Source organism: Micromonospora sp. NBRC 110009 (assembly GCF_030518795.1).
Classification (GTDB): domain Bacteria; phylum Actinomycetota; class Actinomycetes; order Mycobacteriales; family Micromonosporaceae; genus Micromonospora.
Genome location: NZ_CP130427.1, coordinates 6,978,736 through 6,999,276, shown reverse-complemented (window position 1 = coordinate 6,999,276; position 20,541 = coordinate 6,978,736). Strand labels below are relative to the sequence as shown.

Sequence of the window (20,541 nt, the reverse complement as noted above, 5' to 3'; positions counted from 1 at the left end):
GTGCCGCACAGCGGGAACGCCCCGCCGGTGCCGGGCGTCCCGGCCGACGGTCCGGCGACGTCCACCGGTCGGCGCGCCGCGCCCGACGCCCCGGCCGGTCGCCGGGCCACGCCCGACGGCCCGGCGATGCCCGGTCGCCCGGGCGCTCCCGAGGACCCCACGACCCGTACCGGTCGACGCGCGGCCGCCGAGGATCCGGCGACGCGTACCGGTCGGCGGGTGGCGCCCGACGGTCCGGCGACGCCGGCCGGCCGGGGGCGTTCACCGGATGAAACCCTGCCGCCCGCAGGTCGGCGGGCCGCTGCCGAGGACCCGGCGACCCGGGCCGGTCGGCGCGCGGCGGGCGAGGAGCCGGCCGGTCGCCGGGCCGCCCCGGAGCCGTCGGACGGACGTCGGTCGGCCGCGGCGGCCGCCCCGGGACCGCGTCGGGCGGGCCGGGAGGAAACCGACGAGCCGCGGCCGCAGCGTCCCGAGCGGCCGGCGGACTGGCTCCGGCAGGCCGGGCGCACGACGCACACCGATCCCGCCATGCCGGTGATCGGACGGCCCACCGGTTCCCCGGTGGGGGAGCCGACCACCGGCCGCCGCGGCACGCCGGCCGACCCCGACCGGGCCCCGTCCGGACGGGCCGGCGCGCCCGCCGGGCCGCCGATGCCGCCCGACCCGTCCGGCTCCGCCCGGGGCGCCGCGCGTCCCGGTCCGACCGGCCGACCCGCCGGATCCGCCGCGACCGGTCGGATCGCCGGTCCCGACGTGGACCGTACGGGCGGCCTGCCGTCCGGCGGCGATCCCGCCCGCACCGGCGGCCTGCCGGCCGGCCGGCCCGGACCGGCCCCCACGCCCTCCGGTCGTTCGGGGCCGGCCGGCGGTGACCCGCGCGGCGCCGCGCCGGCTCGGGGAGCGGCCCGACCCGGCCCGGACGGTCCCGGGCGGACGCCCGGCACCGAGGGGCGCTCCGGTCAGCCCGGCGGCGAGCCGGGTCCGCGGGCCGGCACGGGTGGACCGGGGGTGGCCCGGGCGGCCGCCGCCGTGACCCGCCCCGGCGGGCCTGACGAGCGGCCGGCCGGACGGGCGACCCCGCACGCGCCGGAGCCGAACCGGCCCGGTCCGGGCGGGCCGGGGGCCGTACCCCCGGCGGGGCCCGGCGGGCCGGCGGTGGCCCGGGCGGCTGCGGTGGTGCCGTCGATGGAGCCGGCCGGGCCGCGACCGGGACCGGCCGACGGACCCGGGCCGGCGCTGCGGCGGGCCGAGGCCGAGCCCGCGGACGACGGGGCGGCGACGCCGGCTGGCGGCCTGCGGGGCGCCCGCTCCGAGCTGCGGCGCCAGATGCGCCAGCGGCGACGGTTGCGGATGGGCATCCTCGCCCTGGTCAGCCTGGTGCTCCTCGGCGCGGTCCCGCTCTACTTCGGGCTGCGCACGCTGAGCCGTGACCCGGTCTTCGACACCCTCGACCAGCTCGCCGTGCCCTCCTGGGCCGCGGCGAAGACCGTCGACAATGTCAGCGGCAGCCGCTGGTGCCTGGAGGACTGCCGGCTGCGGGAGCGGACCGTGGAGTCCCAGCAGGCGTGGAAGGAGACCGCCCAGGTCTACCAGCAGGCGCTGACCCGCGACGGCTGGCGGCGGTGGAAGGTGAGCCGCTGCCCGGAGCAGCCGGTCAAGGGCAGCTACACCTGCTGGCGCCGGGACGAGCTCACCCTGGACCTGTGGGTACGCGATCCCACCTGCGTGCCGCCGCCGGTGGACGGGGAACCGGCGCCTTCTCCGGCGCCCTCGCCCGCTGCGGGAAAGTGCACCGGGTCGTTGGTGTCGGTGAAGGTTCGCAACGCGATCGACGACGAGCGGACCGGGCCGCAGCCGAGCACCGACCCGTCACTCACCGGTGAGGACCCGTACCCGACCCTCACCGACGATCCGCTCGGCGAGCTGACACGCTCACCGTCGTGAGCCGCCTTCCATCACGGACGGTAGGGTCTGGGGCTGGCGGGCCCGCGTGCGCCCGTTGACCCCGACGAGTCGGCGTGGGGCGAAGTGGGTAGGACGGTCGCGCGTTTCCGGGGCGTCGGGTCCCGGGACACTGCTCGAGGAGGACAGGCGTGAGTTATGGAGAGGTCGCGGCGCTGATCGCGGCGATCGCGTTCGCGATGCTCGTGTTGATCCTGACGCTGCCCATCCTGCGGCTGCGGCACACCGTGGACGCCGCCACCCGCATGATCAACGACCTCAACGACCGCACCACCCCCCTGCTCGGTGACGTCAACACCACGGTGAAGAACGTCAACACCGCCCTGGAGCAGGTGCAGACCTCCCTCGACGGGGTCAACCTCCAGCTCGCCAAGGTGGACACCATGACCACCCACGCGCAGAACGTGACCGCCAACGTGGCGAACCTCGCCGCCGTGGTCTCCGCCGCCGCGGCGAACCCGCTGGTGAAGGTGGCCGCCTTCGGCTACGGCGTGCGCAAGGCCGCGGCCGCCCGCCGGCACGCGGAGGACGAGCGCGAGGCTCGCGACATCATCAAGCAGCGGCGCCGCGCTGCGAAGCGCACCAACCGGTGACCCGGCCGAGCGGAAGGATGCGGACATGAGGCGGTTGTTCTGGCTGGGCATCGGGCTGGCCGTGGGTGTGCTGGTGGTGCGCAAGGCCACCCGCACCGCGCAGGCGTACACGCCGGCGGGCATCGCGAGCGGCCTGTCCGAGTCCGCGGGCGGTCTCGTCGAGTCGGTCCGGGGCTTCGTGGACGACGTCCGGGCCGGCATGGCCGAGCGTGAGCAGGAGATCCACGAGGCCTTCGCCCGCGGCGAGGCGTACGACGACCAGTTCGCCGAGCTGCGGGAGGACCCGCGCATCGGCGACCGAGAGATTTTCCCGGAGGAGCACCAGCGATGAAGACGGCGGAGATCAAGCGGCGGTACCTCGCCCACTTCGAGGCCAACGGCCACGCCGTGGTGCCGTCCGCTCCGTTGCCCGCCATCAGCGACCCGAACCTGCTGTTCGTCAACGCCGGCATGGTGCAGTTCGTCCCCTACTTCCTGGGCCAGCAGACCCCGCCGTACCGGCGCGCGGTCAGCGTGCAGAAGTGCATCCGGACGCCGGACATCGACGAGGTCGGTAAGACCAGCCGGCACGGCACGTTCTTCCAGATGAACGGCAACTTCTCCTTCGGCGACTACTTCAAGGACGGTGCCATCCCGCTGGCCTGGGACCTGGTCACCAAGCCGGTCGACGCGGGCGGCTTCGGGCTGGACCCGGAGCGGATCTGGCCGACGGTCTACCTGGACGACGACGAGGCGTACCAGATCTGGCGTTCGGTCGGCGTGCCCGCCGAGCGGATCGTCCGCCGGGGCAAGGCCGACAACTTCTGGTCGATGGGCATCCCCGGCCCGTGCGGCCCCTGCTCCGAGCTGTTCTACGACCGCGGCCCCGAGTACGGCCGCGAGGGCGGCCCCGAGGTCGACGAGGATCGCTACCTGGAGTTCTGGAACCTCGTCTTCATGCAGTTCGAGCGAGGGCCCGGCACCGGCAAGGAGGATTACCCGATCCTCGGCGAGCTGCCGGCGAAGAACATCGACACGGGTATGGGCCTGGAGCGGATGGCCTCCATCCTCCAGGGCGTCGACAACCTCTACGAGATCGACGAGGTCCGGCCGATCCTGGACAAGGCCGCCGAGCTGACCGGCAAGCGCTACGGCGCGCACTCCGGCCACGTGGCCAGCGAGTCGCACCCGGACGACGTGCGGCTGCGGGTGATCGCCGACCACGTGCGGACCGCCCTGATGCTGATCGGCGACGGGGTGACCCCGTCGAACGAGGGCCGCGGCTACGTGCTGCGCCGGATCATGCGCCGGGCCATCCGCGCCGTGCGCCTCCTCGGCTACCAGGACCGGGCGCTGCCCGAGCTGCTGCCGGTGGCCCGCGACTGCATGGCCCCGTCGTACCCGGAGCTGGCCGAGGACTTCGGCCGCATCTCCCAGTACGCGTACGCCGAGGAGGACGCCTTCCTCGCCACGCTGCGCGCCGGCACCACGATCCTGGACACCGCGATCGCCGAGACCAAGTCGGCGGGGAAGTCGTCGATCCCCGGCGACAAGGCGTTCCAGCTGCACGACACGTACGGCTTCCCGATCGACCTGACCCTGGAGATCGCGGCCGAGCAGGGCCTGCAGGTCGACGCCGAGGGCTTCCGCCGGCTGATGGCCGACCAGCGCAGCCGGGCCAAGGCGGACGCCCAGGCGCGCAAGACCGGCCACACCGACGTGTCGGCGTACCGGTCGGCGCTGGACGCCGGCGGGCCGGTGGAGTTCACCGGCTACACCGAGCTGAACCGGGAGTCCCGGGTGCGGGCCCTGCTCGCCGGCGGCGCGCAGGTGGCCGCGGCGGTGGAGGGGGACACCGTCGAGCTGGTGCTGGACAGCACGCCGTTCTACGCCGAGGGCGGTGGCCAGCAGCCCGACCAGGGTCTGATCACGGTGGGCGGCGGCCAGCTCGAGGTCTTCGACGTGCAGCAGCCGGTGCCCGGCCTGGTCGTGCACCGGGCCAAGGTGGTCCGCGGCGAGGTGCGCGCCGGAGAGACCGGGTACGCCGAGATCGACGTGTCGCGGCGCCGGGCGATCTCCCGCTCGCACACGGCGACGCACCTGGTGCACCAGACGATGCGCAACTTCCTCGGCGAGTCGGCGACCCAGGCGGGTTCGCTGAACGCGCCGGGCCGGCTGCGGTTCGACTTCAACACTCCGACCGGGGTGGCGCCGAGCGTGCTGCACGACGTCGAGCAGCAGGTCAACGAGGTGCTCCTGGCCGACCTGGAGGTGCACGCCTTCATCACCAGCCAGGAGGAGGCCCGCCGGATCGGCGCGATGGCGCTCTTCGGCGAGAAGTACGGCGAGCGGGTCCGGGTCGTCGAGGTCGGCGACTACGCCCGCGAGCTGTGCGGCGGCACGCACGTGGCCCGCTCGGCCCAGCTCGGCCTGGTCAAGATCCTCTCCGAGGCGTCGGTCGGTTCCGGCGTCCGCCGGATCGAGGCCCTGGTCGGCATGGACGCGTTCGGCTTCCTGGCCCGGGAGCACCTGCTGGTCTCCCGGCTGGCCGAGCTGTTCCGGGTCCCCGGCGAGCAGGTCGCCGACCGGGTGGAGCAGACGGTGACCCAGCTCCGCGACGCCGAGAAGGAGCTGGAGAAGCTCCGCGCGCAGCTGGTGCTGGGCGGCGCGGCGACCCTCGCGGCGCAGGCCAAGGACGTGCGCGGGGTCGCGTACGTCGGCACCGAGGCGCCCGAGGGCGCGGCCGGCAACGACGTGCGGACCCTGGCCCAGGAGATCCGGGGCCGGATCGACCCGGCCCGGCCGGCGGTGGTCGCCGTGGCCGCCCGGTCGGGCGGCAAGGCCTCCCTCGTGGTGGCCGTCAACCAGGCCGCCCGGGGCCGGGGCCTGGCCGCGAAGGACCTGGTGAAGGCCGCCTTCTCCGGCCGCGGCGGCGGCAGCGACGACCTGGCCCAGGGCGGCGGCCTGCCGGCCGCGGAGGCGCCGAACCTGCTGGCCACCGTGGAGAAGGCCATCGCCGACGCGTGATGGAGGTTACCGATCGACGCCAGGGCGGACCATCCGGTCCGCCCTGGCCCGTACCGGAGGGGAGGTGTCCGGTAGATGGCTGAACCGTCCCGCGGGGTGCGTCTCGGGGTCGATGTCGGGCAGGTCCGGGTCGGGGTGGCGCGGTCCGATCCGCACGGCATCCTGGCCACCCCGCTGGTCACCCTCGCCCGCGATCTGACCGCGGCGCCGGACGCGGTGCCCAGCGACATGGCCGAGCTGGTCCGGCTGGCCGCCGAGCACGAGGCGGTGGAGGTGGTGGTCGGCCTGCCGGTCAATCTCGCCGGAAAGCACGGCCCGGCCGCGCTGAACGTCTCGGCGTACGCTGCCCGGTTGGCCGATGTAATGGGGTCGATTCCGGTGACGCTGACGGACGAGAGGATGTCGACCGTGGTCGCGAGTCGTAGGCTGGCCGAACGGGGCGTCCGGGGAAAGCGCCAACGAGCGGTGGTCGACCAGGCCGCCGCGGTGGAGATTCTGCAGAGCTGGCTGGACGCACAGCGGAGGCGGACGCAATGATCGACGATCTGGACCTGGTGTTCGACGAGTCGGAAAGGGGGGAGAAGGGCCGGCACCGGCGCGGCGCGGTACGCAAGCGCAACGGCAAGTCGGGCGGTCGGGGCAAGACCATCTTCGCCCTCCTGATGGCCCTCGTGCTGCTGGGCGGGATCGGCGGCGGTGCGTACATCGGCTTCGACCGGATCCGCAACCACTTCGTCACCCCCGACTACGACGGGCCCGGCTCGGGTGAGGTGCTGGTCGAGGTGAAGGCGGGGGACACCCTCACCGACATCGGGAACAGCCTCTACGACGCCGGTGTGGTGAAGAGCACAAAGGCCTTCATCGAGGCCGCCGACGCGAACTCGCGCAGCAAGAACATCCAGGTCGGCCGGTACAAGGTGCACAAGCAGATGAAGGCCGCCGACGCGGTCGTCCTGCTGCTGGACCCGAAGAGCCGGGTGGTCAACGGGGTGACCATCCCCGAGGGCGCCATGAGCCTGGTGATCTACGACATCCTCTCCAAGCAGACCAAGATCCCGGTCGCGGAGTTCAAGGCGGCCGCGAAGGATCCGGTCAAGCTGGGCGTGCCGGCCTTCTGGTTCAACCGGCAGGACGGCAAGAAGGGCCCGAAGAGCATCGAGGGCTTCCTCTACCCGTCGACCTACGAGATCCCGCCGAAGGCCACCGCCGCGCAGATCCTGTCGATGATGGTGGACGAGTTCCTCCGGGTCACCCAGCAGCTCGACTTCGTCAACCGGGCGCAGAAGGAGCGGAAGATCTCGCCGTACGAGGCGCTGATCACCGCCTCCATCGCCCAGGCCGAGTCGGTGAACGAGGTGGACATGCCGAAGGTGGCCCGGGTGATCTACAACCGGGTCTACACCGACAAGTACCACTGCAAGTGCCTGGAGATCGACAGTGCGATCAACTACTGGCTGCGGCTGCAGGGCAAGGACCCGAAGGACTCCGACGTCCTCAAGCAGTCGGAGCTCAGAGACCCGAAGAATCCGTACCGTACCCATGGCGTGGACGGCCTGACGATCACTCCGATCAGCAATCCGGGCGAGGCGGCGCTCAAGGGCGCGCTGAATCCGCCGGTGGGCGACTGGATCTACTTCATGACCATCGACAAGAAGGGCACGATGGGCTACGGCTCCAACGACGCCGAATACCGGAACCTGATCCGGACCATGTGCAACAACAAGGTGCTGACGGGAAGCAACTGCGCGTGAGGGCCGCCGTCGTCGGCAAGCCGATCGCTCATTCGCTCTCCCCGGTGCTGCACGAGGCCGGGTACGCGGCGGTCGGCCTGACCGGCTGGTCGTACACCCGGATCGAGTGCGCGGCCGACGAACTGGCCGGCCTGGTCGCGGGCCTCGGCCCGGAGTGGGCCGGGCTGTCGGTGACCATGCCGGGCAAGGAGGCCGCGCTCGCGGTGGCCGGCGAGGTCTCGCCGGTCGCCGCCGCGGTCGGTGCGGCCAACACCCTGGTACGCCGGCCCGACGGCACCTGGTACGCCGACAACACCGACGTCACCGGCATGGTCGACGTGCTCACCGCCATCGGCTGCGCGGCCGGCGCCACGGTGACCGTGCTCGGCGCGGGCGGCACCGCCCGGGCGGCGATCGCGGCGGCGGCCCGGATCGGCGCGGCCGACGTGACGGTGGTGGCCCGGCGGCCGGAGGCGGTCGACGAGCTGCGCCCGGTGGCCCGCGCGGTCGGTGTGCCGCTCGCCGGCGCCGACTGGGACGGCGCGCCGGCACACGCCCGCGCCGACCTCGTGATCTCCGCCGTGCCGAAGGGGGTGGCCGACCCGCTCGCCGGGCACTTCGACTGGCGGCCGGAGTCCGTCTTCTTCGACGCGCTCTACGATCCCTGGCCCACCCCGCTCGCCGCGGCGGCGCTCGCCGCCGGCTGCCGCGTGGTGTCCGGGCTGGACCTGCTGCTGGCCCAGGCGGGCGGCCAGTTCGCGCAGTTCACCGGCGTGCCCGCGCCGGTCGACGCGATGCGCGCGGCGCTGGCCGCGGCGCGCCGCTGACCCGGTCGACGCCGACCGGCCCAGGTGGTGGAGCGGTCGTTACGCTGCTGCCGGAAGCGTCGCCGACAACAGGGAGCGTTCCGTTGACCGGCCACCCGCCCCCGCAGGACCATCCGGCCACGCTGGCAGGTCGCCGGGTCGTGCTGCTCGGCGTCCTCGGCGCCGGCCTGGTCGCCGCCCTCGCGGCGGTGGCGCTGCCCCGGCCCGCCGCCAAACCGACGCGGCCCGCCGCCGGGGTCGCGTCGATCGCCGCCCGGCCGCCCGGCACCGGCCCGCCGACCACCGTCCCGCCCACCACCGCCCCGCCCGCGCCGCTGCCGACCGACCGCCCGGGCGCCCGGGTGCCGGGCTGGCGGCTGGTCTGGGCGGACGAGTTCGACGGCACGGCGGTCGACCGGTCCCGGTGGAACGTGCGGCACGACGAGGGCCGCGACGTGGACCTCGGGTGCAACGTCGACGACCCGGAGAACCTCGTCGTCTCCGGCGGCGTGCTGACCCTGCGGGCACAGCGGACGGTCACCGTGTGCGGCGCGCAGCTGCGGCAGTACACCGAGAGCTACCTGGACACCATCGGCCGGGCCTCGTTCCGGTACGGCCGCTTCGAGGTGCGGGCCCAGCCGCCGAACGGGCCGGGCGACTCGCAGGGGCTGTGGCCGGCGTTCTGGCTCCGGCCCGACGACGGCGGCAACGGCGAGATCGACGTCGTCGAGCTGCCCGGCGGGGCGGACCACCGCCGGGCCGCCACCCAGGCCATCTTCTACGACTACACGCCCGTCAAGCAGGACCAGCGCTGGGAGTTCCCGGCCGGCCACCCCGGCGACGGCTTCCACACCTACACGACCGAGTGGGAGCCCGGGCTGATCCGCTGGTTCATCGACGGCCGGCAGGTCTGGCAGCGGGACCGGGCCACCACGCCGTGGTTCGACGAGGCCTTCGACAAGCCCTACAACCTGCGGCTGAACTTCCAGGTGGGCGGCTGGCTCGGCACCCCCGACGCGGCCACCCGCTTCCCGGCCGACTTCCGGGTCGACTACGTCCGCGTCTGGCAGCGCTGAGCCCGGCCGGACGCCCGGCGGCCGGGCCGGGGAACCCGGGCAATATCGTGGCCGCCAGCGTGCCGGGGCGCAGGGCGGGCACAGGGGAGGGTAGGACAGGGTGGAGGACCCACGGATCCGCCAGGACGGCCTCGGCTGGGTGAGCCGGGCGATCTTCGGGGACGCGCGGTTGTGGCTCGACGTCGGACCGGACCACGCCGCGCCGCCCCCCGGGCACCGGATCGTCACCCGGTACGCCGTGGTGCCCTCCGTGGCCCGGGCGAAGTTCCTGCTGCCGCTGGCGTCCCGCCGGGTCGGCGCGGCGTCGACGCTGGCCTACAACGCGCTGCGGCCGCCCCGGGTCCGCGCCAACCGGCTCGCCGTCGGCCTGCTCGCCGGTCTCGGCGCCACCCGGCTGGCCCGGATGCCGGTGCTGACCGTCGCCGCCCCGGCCGCCGCCGACCCCGCCGAGCTGCTGCTCACCGCCCACCTGGCCCGGATCGAGGGCCGACCGTTGCACGCCGCGATCGGCATCCGCCCACCCGACCCGCACCACAAGCCGACGCTGCAACTCTTCGACGACCGGGGTGGCCCGTGGGCGTACGCGAAGGTCGGCTGGAACGGGGCGACCCGGGCGATGGTCCGCGCGGAGGCCGACGCGCTGCGGGAGCTGCCGCGCGACGGCGGTGACCTCCCGGACGTGCCCCGCCTGCTGCGCGAGCTCACCTGGGGCGACCTGGCGGTGACCCTGGTCGAGCCGATGCCCGCCGGGGTGCGCCGGCTGCCCCGGCCGGACCGGCCGGAGGTGGCCGCGATGCTGGCGGTCGCCCGGCGCGGCGGGCCGCCGGCCGCGCCCCGACCGCTCGCCGGCTCGCCGTTCCTGGCCGAGCTCACCGCCCGGGCGGAACGGGCCGGCGGGCCGGTCGTCGCGGCGCTGGCGGCCCTGGCCGACCGGGACGGGCCCACCACGCTGGAGTTCGGCCACTGGCACGGCGACTGGGTGCCGTGGAACCTCGGCAGCCACCGGGGCCGGCTGTACGCGTGGGACTGGGAGAACAGCGGCACCGGGCGGCCGGTCGGTTTCGACCTCGCCCACCAGGGATTCCAGAGTGCCCTGTCGTTGCGGGGGAGGCCGGCGGCGGAGGCGACCCGCGAGATGACGGCGGTGCTGGCGCGACACGGCGCGGCGTTCGGCCTCGATCCCGCGCGCCGTCGCCTCGTCGCCGACGCCTATCTCATCGAGCTGTGGTTGCGGACCGCGGAACTCGCGGCGGGGGGCGGAGGCTGGAGCGACAAGCTGCACCCCGCGCTGCTGCATCTGCTCGCCGACCGGCTGGGGCTGCCCCGCGGGTGAGCCCCCGCTACCGCTTGCCACCCGGGCTCCAATAAGGTGTCACCACTCGTTCACCAACCCTCGGTCGGTGGCGGGTTCGATCCGGTCCAGGTGGCGTGGGGCATTCCCAGGACCGTGTGGCATGGGGAGGTCCGGCCGGTGGCTGGCATGGCAGTGGACTCGGTGCGACCGTCGCGCGGCGCGCGGCCCGGGACGGGCGGTGACCGACGGTGATCCTGATCTACGTGTGCGGGGTGCTCGCCGTGCTCGTGCCGGCGATCGTCGTCCCGTGGCTGGCGAGCCGCTGGGCGCCGGCCGTGGCGGCGAGCCGGACGGCCGAGCGGCTGCGCGTCGCCGTCGCCGGGCTCACCGCCGCCTTCGGCCGGCTCGGCGCCGCCCTGGTCGTGCTGCTCGCCGGCTCGGCCGCCGTCGTCACGGTCTGCTGGCCCCTGGGCGAGGCGCTGTCCCGGCTCGAACCCCACGTCGACCACCCGGTCTTCGAGTACGTGCACGCGCGGCAGGTCGCCGGATGGGCCGAACTGAACTCGTTCATCACCGCGATCGGCGACCGGTACCCGCTCAAGTGGGTCACCGTGGTCGGGGCGCTGGTCCTCGCCGTGGCCTGGCGCCGCGGGCGCTGGTGGCTCCCGCTGCTCGCGCTGCCGCTGCAGTTCGTCGTCGAGCAGTACGCCCAGGAGATCCTCAAGCTGGTGGTCGACCGCGGTCACCCCCCGACCGACCTGGGCAGCTACCCGTCCGGTGGCTGCGCGCGGGTGCTGATGACCTTCGGCACCCTCCTGGTGCTCGCCGCGCTCATCTGGCGGATCCCCCGCCGGGTCCGGGTCGGCCTGCTCACCGGGCTGGGGGTGCTCGCCACGGTCGAGGGCTACACCCGCGTCTACGCCGAGAAACACTGGCTCACCGACGTGCTCGGCGGCTGGACCTTCGGCATCCTGCTCACCGGCGTGATGGCGTTCGCCGTCGTGGTCGCCGCCGGGCGGGTGCGACCGCCGGCCGCGCCGGCCACCGCCGCAGACCGCCGCGAACGCGTCCCGATCAGCACCTGACCCGACGTCCGGGCCGCCGCCACCCCTCCCCGCGGCGCCGTTCGGACCCTGACCCTGCCCTGGGCCACCCCTCGAACGGAAGTTGGGCAACCGCGTTGACCACCCTTCTCATCGCCTCCACCGGAGGGCACCTCGCCGAGCTCTACGACCTGAAGCCCCGGCTCGGCCTGCCGGACGACTGCGTCTGGGCCACCTTCGACTCGCCGCAGAGCCGGTCCCTGCTGGACGGTCAGGAGGTCATCCACGTGCCGCCCGCGACCACCCGGGACGCGCTGGGCGCGATGCGCGACCTGCTGGCCGCCCGCCGGGTGCTGCGCGGCGGCCGGTTCAACCGGGTGGTGAGCACCGGTGCCAGCGTGGCCATGTCGTTCTTCGTACCCGCCAGCCGGCGGGGGCTGGACTGCCACTACATCGAGAGCGCGACCCGCACCGAGGGGCCCTCGCTCACCGGCCGGCTGGTCGCCCGGGTGCCGCGGGCCCGGCTCTACACCCAGTACCCGGGCTGGGCGGACGAGCGCTGGCGGTACGGCGGCACCGTCTTCGACGGATACCAGGCCAGCCGCCGCCCCACCACGCGGCCGGTGTCCCGGATCGTCGTCGCCCTCGGCACCCACGAGCGGTTCGGCTTCCCCCGGCTGCTGACCCGGCTGGTCGAGGTGCTGCCGCCCGAGGCCGAGGTGCTCTGGCAGGTCGGCTCCACCCGGATCCCCCGGATGCCGGCCGGCGCCCGCGCGCAGGTCCCGTACGCGGAGATGCAGCAGGCGATCCGGGAGGCCGACGTCGTGGTGACGCACGCCGGGGTGGGCTCGGCACTCGCCGCGATGCGGGCCGGCCACCGGGCCATCTACGTGCCGCGCCGGCGCAGCCACGACGAGCACGTCGACGACCACCAGGTCGAGCTGGCCGAGCAGCTGGACCGGCGCCGCCTGGTCCTGCACCGGGAGGCGGACGCCGTGACGGTCGAGGACCTGGCCGAGGCGGCGTCCTGGACCGTCGCGGCCACCGGCAGCGTCACGCCGTTCCAGTGGACGGAGGCGGCGTGAGGCCCGCGCGCGGCGGCGCGCCGCGACCCGTACGGCCGGACCGGGCCGAGCCGGTGACCGAGCGGACCGGTCGGTTGATGGTGCCGAATGTCCGTTCCGAGCAAGCTACCCGTGATCTCTCTACCGCTTTGGGGGCGCCAGTGCTGCACAGAACGTCTCGACCGGTGTGGCGGCGGTGGTGCGCCGCGATCGCCGCGCCGGTGCTCGCCGTCGGGCTGCTCGCCGCGCCGGCCCGCGCGGCGAACCCCACGCCGGTCACCAGCACACTCACGTCGGCGAACCCGGTGGACACCACCCCGCACGCCCAGAACGGCGACACCAAGGCGTTCGCCGAGATCGGCAACACCGTCTACGTCGGCGGGTCGTTCACCTCCGTGAAGGCGGCGGGTGACGCGAGCTGGACCACCCGCAACTACCTCTTCGCGTACGACCGGGCCACCGGCGCGCTGAAGACCGGCTTCAACCCGGTGCTGGACGGCGCGGTGCACGCCCTCGCGGTCAGCCCGGACGGCAAGCTCATCGTCGGCGGCGCCTTCCTCACCGTGAACGGGGTCAGCCGGAAGAACCTGGTCGAGCTCGACCCCACCACCGGCGCGACCGTGACCAGCTGGGTCGGGCGCAGCGACGGCGGCCTGGTCCGGCGCACCCTGGTGGTCGGCAACAGCCTCTACCTCGCCGGCGCGTTCCACTGGGTCAACGGCACCCAGCACTCCCTGCTCGCCCGGCTGGACGCCACCACCGGCGCGATCGACGCCAGCTTCCAGATCGACGCCAGCGTCGCCCGCACCAGCAGCGAGCTGGTCTGGGGCCTGGCGGTCTCGCCGGACAGCAGGACCCTGGTCGCGGTCGGCAACTTCACCCAGGTGAACGGCCAGGCCCGCAACCAGGTGGTGCTGGTCGACCTCGCCGGCACCCCGGCGGTGGCGAACTGGAGCACCCAGCACTACGTGGCGCCCTGCTCCAGCGCGGCGTTCCCCTTCTACGCCCGGGACGTCGACTTCTCCGACGACAGCCGGTACTTCGTCATCGTCGCCGACGGCGGCCGGGCCGACGCCGGGGCGTACTGCGACGCGACCGCCCGCTTCGAGACCGCCGACCGGGGCGCCGGCATCGACGCCACCTGGGTCAACTACACCGGCAGCGACTCGGTGACCTCGGTCGAGGTCGCCGACAACGTGGTCTACGTGGGCGGGCACTTCCGCTGGCTGAACAACGCCAACGGCAACGACTCGGCCGGCAGCGGCGCGATCAACCGGTTCGGCCTGGGCGCCCTGGACCCGATCAACGGCCTGCCGCTGGTCTGGAACCCGACCCGCTCGGGCGCCCCGTCGGGCACCACCACCTGGGGCCCGATCATCTGGGAGCTGTGGCGCGGCAGCACCGGCCTGTACGCCGGCTTCGACTCCGACGGGGTGGGCAACGAGTACCACGGCCGGATGGGCCTGTTCCCGCTCTCCGGCGGCCGTACCGTGCCGGCCGTCAACGCGCCGAACGCGGCGTCGGGCTACCTCTACGTCTCCTCGGCCGACGGGCAGGCGACGAAGGTGCCGTTCAACGGCAGCACCCTCGGCACCCCGGTCAACGCCAGCCAGCCGAACCTCACCGCCGCCGGGGCGTCGTTCTCGCTCGGCAACAAGCTCTACTGGTCGAAGACCGACGCGGCCGCGCCGAACGGCAGCTACCTGGACGTGTCGATCTTCTCCGGCGGCGCCGTGGGTGCGCCCTGGGTCAGCAGCGGCTACAACGACTGGTTCAAGGCGGGCTCGATGACCGGGGCGTTCGCCCTGGACGGCCGGATGTACTACACCAAGGCCGGGTCGAACAGCCTGTTCTACCGGTACCTGGAGCCGGACGGCTACATCCTCGGCTGCACCGAGTTCACCCTGCCCAGCGTCGGTGTGCCCTGGGGCACCGTCCGTGGCCTGGCCTGGGTCAACGGCAAGGTCGTGTACGGCGACCAGGACGGCTCGCTGCATGCGGTGCCGTTCGACGGGGCGGCCGTCGACGGCGCCGCCTCGGTCGAACTGGCGGCGCCCGGCGGCGCGGTGAACTGGTCGAGCCGGACACTGTTCTTCGCCACCTCCTGATGGTCGGGCCCGACCGGGCGGTCCGCCGGCGTCCCCGTGGCGCCGCCGGGCCGCCCGGAAGGGCCCGCACCGCACTGCCGAGCGGGCCCCGCCGTCGGCCACAATGAGACGGTCACCGCCCCGGCCACCCCGCTCCGGCCCGAGGCGGTCACCCCTCCCTCACTGCGCAAGGACCTGACTGATGGACGTGACCGACGTCGCCCGGCAGAGCCCGGTCGGACTCGTCGAGCTGGCCCGCATCCCGCTCCGCCGGTGGCGGCTCGTGCTCGGCACGGCGGCGTCGGTGCTGGTGGCCGTGCTGGTCTACCTGTTCGTGCTGCCGGCGTCGTACACCGCGACCACCGCCGTGGTGGTCCGCCCGGTGGTCACCGACCCGTTCTCGGTCCCCTCCGGTGGCGCCGACCGCGCGGTGAACATGACCGCCGAGAGCGGCATCGCCACCAGCAACGACGTCATCGACAAGGTCGCCGCCATCACCGGGCGGGACACCAAGGAGGTCGCCGACGCGCTGGAGGTGGAGACCCCGGTCGGCGGCCAGGTGATGCGGTTCGACTACGCGGCGCACCGCGAGCAGGAGGCGGTCGACGGCGCGAACGGGGCGGCGCAGGCCTACCTTGACCTGCGCCGGGGCATCTACGAGAACCAGCGCGCGGCGGTGCTGAAGTCGTACGACGACACCATCGCCGTGGTGACCGCCCAGCGGACGACCACCCAGCGGTCCCTGCCGGCCAACCAGTCGGCGGAGACCCCGTCGCCGCGGACCAGCGCCCTGCTGGACCAGCTGCGGGCGCTCAACGACCAGCTCGCCACGCTGGCCGAGCAGCGGTCGAAGATCGCCTCCGCGGACCTGAGCCCCGGCTCGGTCACCAGCGCCGCCCGCAGCCCCGTCCCGTCCAGCCGGGACGCCGCCCCGCTGCTCCTCGCCGCGGGCCTGCTCGGCGGCGTGCTGCTCGGCGCGCTGGCGGCCTTCGTCCGGGAGTCCCTGGACAAGCGGCTGCGCAGCACCGCCGAGGCGGTCGCCACGATCGGCGCGCCGCTGCTGGGCACGGTCCGCTGGTCCGGGGGCAGGCAGCCCGACGAGTCCGACCTGCGGTACCTGTCGCTCGCGCTGGCCCGCTGGGTGGACGGCCCGCAGCGCGGCCCGCTGGTGCTGCTCTCCGCCGGCTCCGACGAGGGGCGCGAGCAGGTGACCGCGGGGCTCGCCGCGGTGCTCGCCGGCGCCGGTCACGAGGTGCGGCTCGGCGTCACGCCGGAGAGCCTGGACCGGATTCGCCCGCTCATGCTGGACGCGCAGCGACGCAACCCGCCGGTGGAGCCCGCGCCGGCCAAGCTGCCCCGGCAGGCCCCCGCGACGGCCGCCGGGGCCTCCGCCGGAGGCGGCGACCCGGAGGAGACGGCGGTCATTCCCGCCGTGCGCAAACCCCGCCCGTTCCCGACCCCGGACGCCAAGAACGGCGGGGTGTACCGGTCCACGACCACCGAGGACAACACCCAGGTCATCCCGGCCGCCCGACCCGCGGCCTCCGCCCCGACCACCCGGACCGACGGCCAGGAACTGCGGATCGGCTCGGGCACCGTCCGGCTGGTCGGGATCGACGCCCCGCCCGCCGACGGCCTCACCCTGCTCGACGCGCCGCCCGCGTTGCACGACGAGCGGGGCGTACGGGCCGCCCGGGAGGGCCGGGCCGTGCTGGTGGCCGCCCGGGACCGGACCCGCTCCGCCCGGCTGGTCCGGCTGGTGGAGCGGCTGCGCGCGGTCGGCGTGGAGCCGTTCGGATTCGTACTGACGGGAGAGGGACGTGACTGACCACGACCAGGCGGCCGCCCCGGGGCAGACGTACCCGCCGGTGACCGTGGTGGTGGCCACCCGGGACCGGCCGGGGCTGCTGGAGCGGGCCGTGGGCGCGGTGCTCGACCAGGACTATCCCGGGCCGGTGGAGTGCCTGGTCGTCTACGACCACACCGACATCCGCCCGCTGGACCTGCCGGTGCCGGCCGACCGGACGCTGCGCTACGTCAACAACACCCACTCCCGGGGCCTGCCCGGCGGCCGCAACACCGGCGCGGACCAGGCGTCCCATGACCTGCTGGCCTTCTGCGACGACGACGACCGCTGGCTGCCCGCCAAGCTGCGCCGCCAGGTCGAGCTGCTCGCGGCCCGCCCGGACGCCGCCGCGGCCAGCTGCGGCATCCGGCTGGAGGGTCCCGGCATCGCCAAGGAGCGCCGCCTCGACGCCGCCGAGGTGACCCTGCCCGACTTCGTCGAGGACCGGATCATGGAGGTGCACTCCAGCACGATCCTGCTGCGGCGCACCACCTGGGACGCGGTCGGCCCGGTCGACGAGGAGCTGCCCGGCGGCTACGGCGAGGACTACGAATGGCTGCTGCGGATCGCCGCGCACGGGCCCGTGGTCATCGTGCCCGAGGTGCTGGTGGTGGTGGACTGGCACGGCGGCTCGTTCTTCTTCGGCCGCTGGGCGGTGATCGTCGAGGCGACCCGCTACCTGATCGACAAGCACCCCGAGCTGGCCGGCAGCCGGACCGGCCTGGCCCGGCTGCACGGGCAGATCGCCTTCGCCCTCGCCTCCGGGCGGCGGCGCCGGGAGGCGGTCCGGGAGCTGGGCCGGGTGCTCCGGCTCAACCCGCGGGAGAAGCGGGTCCTGGTCACCGTGCCCGTGGTGCTCGGCCTGCTCTCCGGGGAGCGGGTGCTCCGACTGGCCCAGCGGACGGGACGGGGTGTCTGACCGGGCGGCCGCCACGGCCCCGCCGCTGACCGGCCGGCGACCGGCGGCGGGCAGCGCCGCCTCGGGGTCGCGGCCGGCGGTCGTCCCGCCGCTGCCGGTCTGGCCGCTGACCGTGATGTTCGCGCTGATGCCCCTGTGGTGGGCGCTCGGCGCGTTCTACCTCGGCTGGTCCGTTTTCGGCGCGGTGCTGCTCGCCCTGCTCGTCGCCCGCGGGCGCGTCCCGCTGCCCGCCGGGACCGCCTGCTGGCTGCTCTTCCTCGCCCTGGTGCTGCTCAGCGCCACCCGGCTGGACCGGGCCACCGCCTACCTCACCTTCGGCCTGCGCTACGGCTTCCTGGCGACCGCCCTGGTCGTCGGCGTGTACGCGCACACCCTGGTGCGCGAGGGCGCCCCCTGGGACCGGGTGCTGCGCCCGCTCGGCTGGTACTGGCTCGGCCTGGTCGCGCTGGGCTGGCTGGCCGTGCTGGCGCCCACGCTCAGCCTCACCACCCCGGTGGAGCTGGCGCTGCCGCACGGCATCAGCGCGCAGCGGTACATCCAGGCGCTCACCCACGTGCGGGTCAACGAGTTCAACCCGGTGTCCCGGACGCCGATCTACCGCACCGCCGCGCCCTACCCGTACACGAACAACTGGGGGACCGCGTACGCCCTGCTGGTGCCCTGCGTGCTGGCCTACCTGACGTCGGTGCGCACCGGCCGGTTCCGCACCGTGCTCTGGGTCTCGCTGCCGTTGTCGGTCGTCCCGGCGTTCCTGACGCTCAACCGGGGCATGTTCGTCGGTCTCGGCGCCGGCCTGCTCTACCTGGGCCTGCGCGCCCTGCTCCGGGGCAACGCCCGGCTCATCGTCTCGATCGCCGCGCTGGTGCTGCTGGTCTGGATCGTCAGCCTGGTGGTCCCGGTCCAGGACATGATCAACGCGCGGGTCAGCACCACCGACACCAACGTCGACCGGATGGACCTGTACGTGCGGACCTGGCAGGCGGTGGAGCAGTCCCCGCTGCTCGGCTACGGAGCACCCAAGAGCGTGGACACCACGCTGGCCGAGGAGCCGCTCGGCACCCAGGGGCTGATCTGGCAGATCCTCTACAGCCACGGCATCCCGGCGCTGGTCGTCTTCCTGTCCTGGCTGGTGCTGGTCGCCCGCCGGCTGACCGCCGCGGTGTCGCCGGCCGGGTACTGGCTCAGCACCGTCCCGGTGATCGCGCTGGTGGTCATCCCGGTGTACGCGTACATCGACCCGAACCTCTCGCTGATCTTCTTCGGCGTGGGCGCCGGACTGGCCGCCGTCGCCGGACCGGTCAACCGGGCCGCCGTCGGGCCGTCCGCGCTGTCCCAGCCGGCACCGTTGACGCCGTGGCGGACCCGGGGCTTCGGCCGGGCCGCGGTGCCGGGCCGGCGGCGACCGTCGGCGAAGGCCGGGGTGGCGGCCGTGCCGCTGCGCACGGTGCCCGCCCCGGCGCCGGACGTTCCCGGGCCCCGGCCGGCGGCCGACCCGTCGGCGCCCACGGCGGCCGGAACCGGTCCGGACCGGCCGACGACCGACACGCCGGAGCACACGCCGGAGCAGGGGAGGACGCCGTGACCGGGACGACGACTGTCGCCGCCAGCACCGCCGCCGGCGAGCGGGAGGTCCGGCGCAGCACCCGCAGCGGCGCGGTCGGGCTCCTCGGCGCGGCGGTCAACGGCCTGCTCGGGTTCGTGCTGACCGTGGTGATCGTGCGCGGGCTGGGGCCCGCCGGCTCCGGCGCCATGTTCACCGCGATCGGCGTCGTCACCGTCCTGGGTGGGCTCTGCTGCGCCGGCGCGGACACCGCGCTGGTCTGGGCCCTGCCGCGGCGTACCGCGGGCCGGGACGGCGACGCCGCCCGGCTGCTGCCGGTCGCGCTGCTGCCGGCGCTGCTGTTCACCGTCGCCGTGGCGGCTGGCGGCAGCGCCCTGTCCGGCGTGCTCGCGCCGGTCTTCTTCGACCCCGGCACGACCCGCGGTGGCGACCTGCTCCGGCTGGCCTTCGCCGGGCTGCCGTTCGTGGTGGCGATGACCGTGCTGCTCGCCGCCGTCCGCGCGGTCCGGCCGGTCGCGGCCCTGGTCGCCGTGCAGTACGTGCTGGTGCCCGCGGCCCGGCCGACGCTGGTGTTCGCCGCGGTCGCCGCCGGCGCCGGAGTGACCGCCGCCTTCGCCGGCTGGCTCGCCCCGGTGGTGCTGGCCGGGCTGGTCGCCGCCGCCCTGCTGATCCGCCCGCTCGGCCTCGCGGCCGGCGCACCGCTGCGCCCCGTCGGGCGGGACTGGCGCACCCTCTGGGGCTTCGCCCTGCCCCGGGCCGCGTCGGCGGCCATCGACGCCAGCAGCATGTGGCTGACCGTGCTGCTCACGGCCGCCCTCGCCGACCAGGCCGAGGCGGGCGTCATCGGCGCGGTCGGCCGGTACGCGCTCGCCGGGCTGCTCGTCATGCAGGGCCTGCGGGTGGCCGTCGCCCCGCAGCTGTCCCGGTTGCTCGGCGCGGGACGCACCGCCGAGGCCGCGCTGGTCTACCGGCGGATCACCAGCGTGATCATCGCGCTGTCCTGGCCGGGATACCTGCTGCTGGCGATCTTCGCGCCGGGCTTCCTGCGGCTGTTCGGGGCGGAGTTCACCACCGGCGCGGCCGCCCTGGCGGTCCTCGCCGGCGGCATGATGGTCAACTCCGGCACCGGGATCGTGCAGACGCTGCTGCTGATGAGCGGCAGCAGCGGCCGGCACCTGTTCGCCGCCGCGACCGGGCTGGTGCTCAACGTCGCGCTGGCCCTGGCGCTCATCCCGCCGTACGGGGCGCTCGGCGCGGCGGCGGCCTGGACCGCCGGCATCGTGGTGGAGAACGTGATCGCCGCGGTGGCCGCCCGCCGGGTGGTCGGCGAACCGCTGCTCACCCGCGGGGTGCTGCGCGCCGCCGGCGCCGCCGCCGCGGCCACCGCCCTGCTGGCCGGCGCCGGGGCGGCGGTCGCCGGGCGCGGCGTGGCCGGACTCATTCTCACCCTCGGGGTGGTGGCGCTGATCGCCGTCGCGCTGCTGCTGCACCCCGGGGTACGCCGACGGGTGCGCGCCGCCGTGCCCACCCTGCTCGGCCGGGCACCGAGATGAC

At 74.8% G+C, this 20,541-nt stretch carries 16 protein-coding genes; all 16 read left to right on the top strand.

Going from position 1 to position 20,541, the window contains the following annotated elements; all coding sequences use genetic code 11:
* Positions 1-1,326 precede the first annotated feature (1,326 nt).
* The 16 genes from Q2K19_RS32965 to Q2K19_RS32890 all read left to right on the top strand — a co-directional run bounded on the left by Q2K19_RS32965 (position 1,327) and on the right by Q2K19_RS32890 (position 20,540).
* Positions 1,327-1,944, top strand: a complete 618-nt coding sequence (locus tag Q2K19_RS32965) for a hypothetical protein (RefSeq protein WP_302772885.1) — start codon at positions 1,327-1,329, stop codon at positions 1,942-1,944.
* Between the two features lie 149 nt (positions 1,945-2,093).
* Entirely contained in the window at positions 2,094-2,555 is a 462-nt protein-coding gene (locus Q2K19_RS32960) for a DUF948 domain-containing protein (protein WP_302766383.1), read from the top strand.
* A 25-nt stretch (positions 2,556-2,580) separates the two neighbouring features.
* The gene (locus tag Q2K19_RS32955; RefSeq protein ID WP_302766382.1) at positions 2,581-2,886 is read left to right on the top strand and encodes a hypothetical protein; all 306 of its coding nucleotides are present in this window, start codon (positions 2,581-2,583) and stop codon (positions 2,884-2,886) included.
* Entirely contained in the window at positions 2,883-5,561 is a 2,679-nt protein-coding gene (gene alaS, locus Q2K19_RS32950; RefSeq protein ID WP_302766381.1) for an alanine--tRNA ligase, read from the top strand. Before Q2K19_RS32955 ends, alaS begins: the two co-directional genes overlap by 4 nt.
* A gap of 75 nt (positions 5,562-5,636) precedes the next feature.
* Positions 5,637-6,098 (top strand): Holliday junction resolvase RuvX, encoded by a 462-nt coding sequence (gene ruvX / locus Q2K19_RS32945; protein ID WP_302766379.1) that lies wholly within the window; start codon positions 5,637-5,639, stop codon positions 6,096-6,098.
* Positions 6,095-7,312, top strand: a complete 1,218-nt coding sequence (gene mltG, locus Q2K19_RS32940; protein ID WP_302766378.1) for an endolytic transglycosylase MltG — start codon at positions 6,095-6,097, stop codon at positions 7,310-7,312. Before ruvX ends, mltG begins: the two co-directional genes overlap by 4 nt.
* Positions 7,309-8,118: a shikimate dehydrogenase gene (locus Q2K19_RS32935; protein WP_302766376.1), complete on the top strand. Its 810-nt coding sequence runs from the start codon at positions 7,309-7,311 to the stop codon at positions 8,116-8,118. The genes mltG and Q2K19_RS32935 overlap by 4 nt, the downstream gene beginning before the upstream one ends.
* Before the next feature lie 83 nt (positions 8,119-8,201).
* Positions 8,202-9,173 (top strand): glycoside hydrolase family 16 protein, encoded by a 972-nt coding sequence (locus Q2K19_RS32930; protein ID WP_302766375.1) that lies wholly within the window; start codon positions 8,202-8,204, stop codon positions 9,171-9,173.
* A 100-nt stretch (positions 9,174-9,273) separates the two neighbouring features.
* Positions 9,274-10,506, top strand: a complete 1,233-nt coding sequence (locus tag Q2K19_RS32925) for a hypothetical protein (protein WP_302766374.1) — start codon at positions 9,274-9,276, stop codon at positions 10,504-10,506.
* Positions 10,507-10,715: 209 nt separating this feature from the next.
* Positions 10,716-11,552, top strand: a complete 837-nt coding sequence (locus Q2K19_RS32920; protein ID WP_302766373.1) for a phosphatase PAP2 family protein — start codon at positions 10,716-10,718, stop codon at positions 11,550-11,552.
* 95 nt (positions 11,553-11,647) lie between these two features.
* Positions 11,648-12,595, top strand: coding sequence for a glycosyltransferase (locus Q2K19_RS32915; protein ID WP_302766372.1), 948 nt, complete (start codon positions 11,648-11,650; stop codon positions 12,593-12,595).
* A 77-nt stretch (positions 12,596-12,672) separates the two neighbouring features.
* Positions 12,673-14,682, top strand: a complete 2,010-nt coding sequence (locus tag Q2K19_RS32910) for a delta-60 repeat domain-containing protein (RefSeq protein WP_446839773.1) — start codon at positions 12,673-12,675, stop codon at positions 14,680-14,682.
* A 181-nt stretch (positions 14,683-14,863) separates the two neighbouring features.
* Positions 14,864-16,489, top strand: coding sequence for a Wzz/FepE/Etk N-terminal domain-containing protein (locus Q2K19_RS32905; RefSeq protein WP_302766368.1), 1,626 nt, complete (start codon positions 14,864-14,866; stop codon positions 16,487-16,489).
* Positions 16,482-17,426 (top strand): glycosyltransferase family 2 protein, encoded by a 945-nt coding sequence (locus Q2K19_RS32900; RefSeq protein ID WP_302766366.1) that lies wholly within the window; start codon positions 16,482-16,484, stop codon positions 17,424-17,426. The genes Q2K19_RS32905 and Q2K19_RS32900 overlap by 8 nt, the downstream gene beginning before the upstream one ends.
* Positions 17,419-19,008, top strand: a complete 1,590-nt coding sequence (locus Q2K19_RS32895; RefSeq protein ID WP_302766365.1) for an O-antigen ligase family protein — start codon at positions 17,419-17,421, stop codon at positions 19,006-19,008. The genes Q2K19_RS32900 and Q2K19_RS32895 overlap by 8 nt, the downstream gene beginning before the upstream one ends.
* Positions 19,005-20,540 (top strand): lipopolysaccharide biosynthesis protein, encoded by a 1,536-nt coding sequence (locus tag Q2K19_RS32890; RefSeq protein WP_302766364.1) that lies wholly within the window; start codon positions 19,005-19,007, stop codon positions 20,538-20,540. The genes Q2K19_RS32895 and Q2K19_RS32890 overlap by 4 nt, the downstream gene beginning before the upstream one ends.
* The last annotated feature ends 1 nt before the right edge of the window (position 20,541 follow it).

Bases quoted from the DNA above. Each gene is read 5' to 3' on its own strand.
- Q2K19_RS32965 (WP_302772885.1), top strand. From the start codon at position 1,327: ATGCGCCAGCGGCGACGGTTGCGGATGGGCATCCTCGCCCTGGTCAGC.
- Q2K19_RS32955 (WP_302766382.1), top strand. From the start codon at position 2,581: ATGAGGCGGTTGTTCTGGCTGGGCATCGGGCTGGCCGTGGGTGTGCTG.
- alaS (WP_302766381.1), top strand. From the start codon at position 2,883: ATGAAGACGGCGGAGATCAAGCGGCGGTACCTCGCCCACTTCGAGGCC.
- ruvX (WP_302766379.1), top strand. From the start codon at position 5,637: ATGGCTGAACCGTCCCGCGGGGTGCGTCTCGGGGTCGATGTCGGGCAG.
- mltG (WP_302766378.1), top strand. From the start codon at position 6,095: ATGATCGACGATCTGGACCTGGTGTTCGACGAGTCGGAAAGGGGGGAG.
- Q2K19_RS32910 (WP_446839773.1), top strand. From the start codon at position 12,673: ATGGTGCCGAATGTCCGTTCCGAGCAAGCTACCCGTGATCTCTCTACC.
- Q2K19_RS32905 (WP_302766368.1), top strand. From the start codon at position 14,864: ATGGACGTGACCGACGTCGCCCGGCAGAGCCCGGTCGGACTCGTCGAG.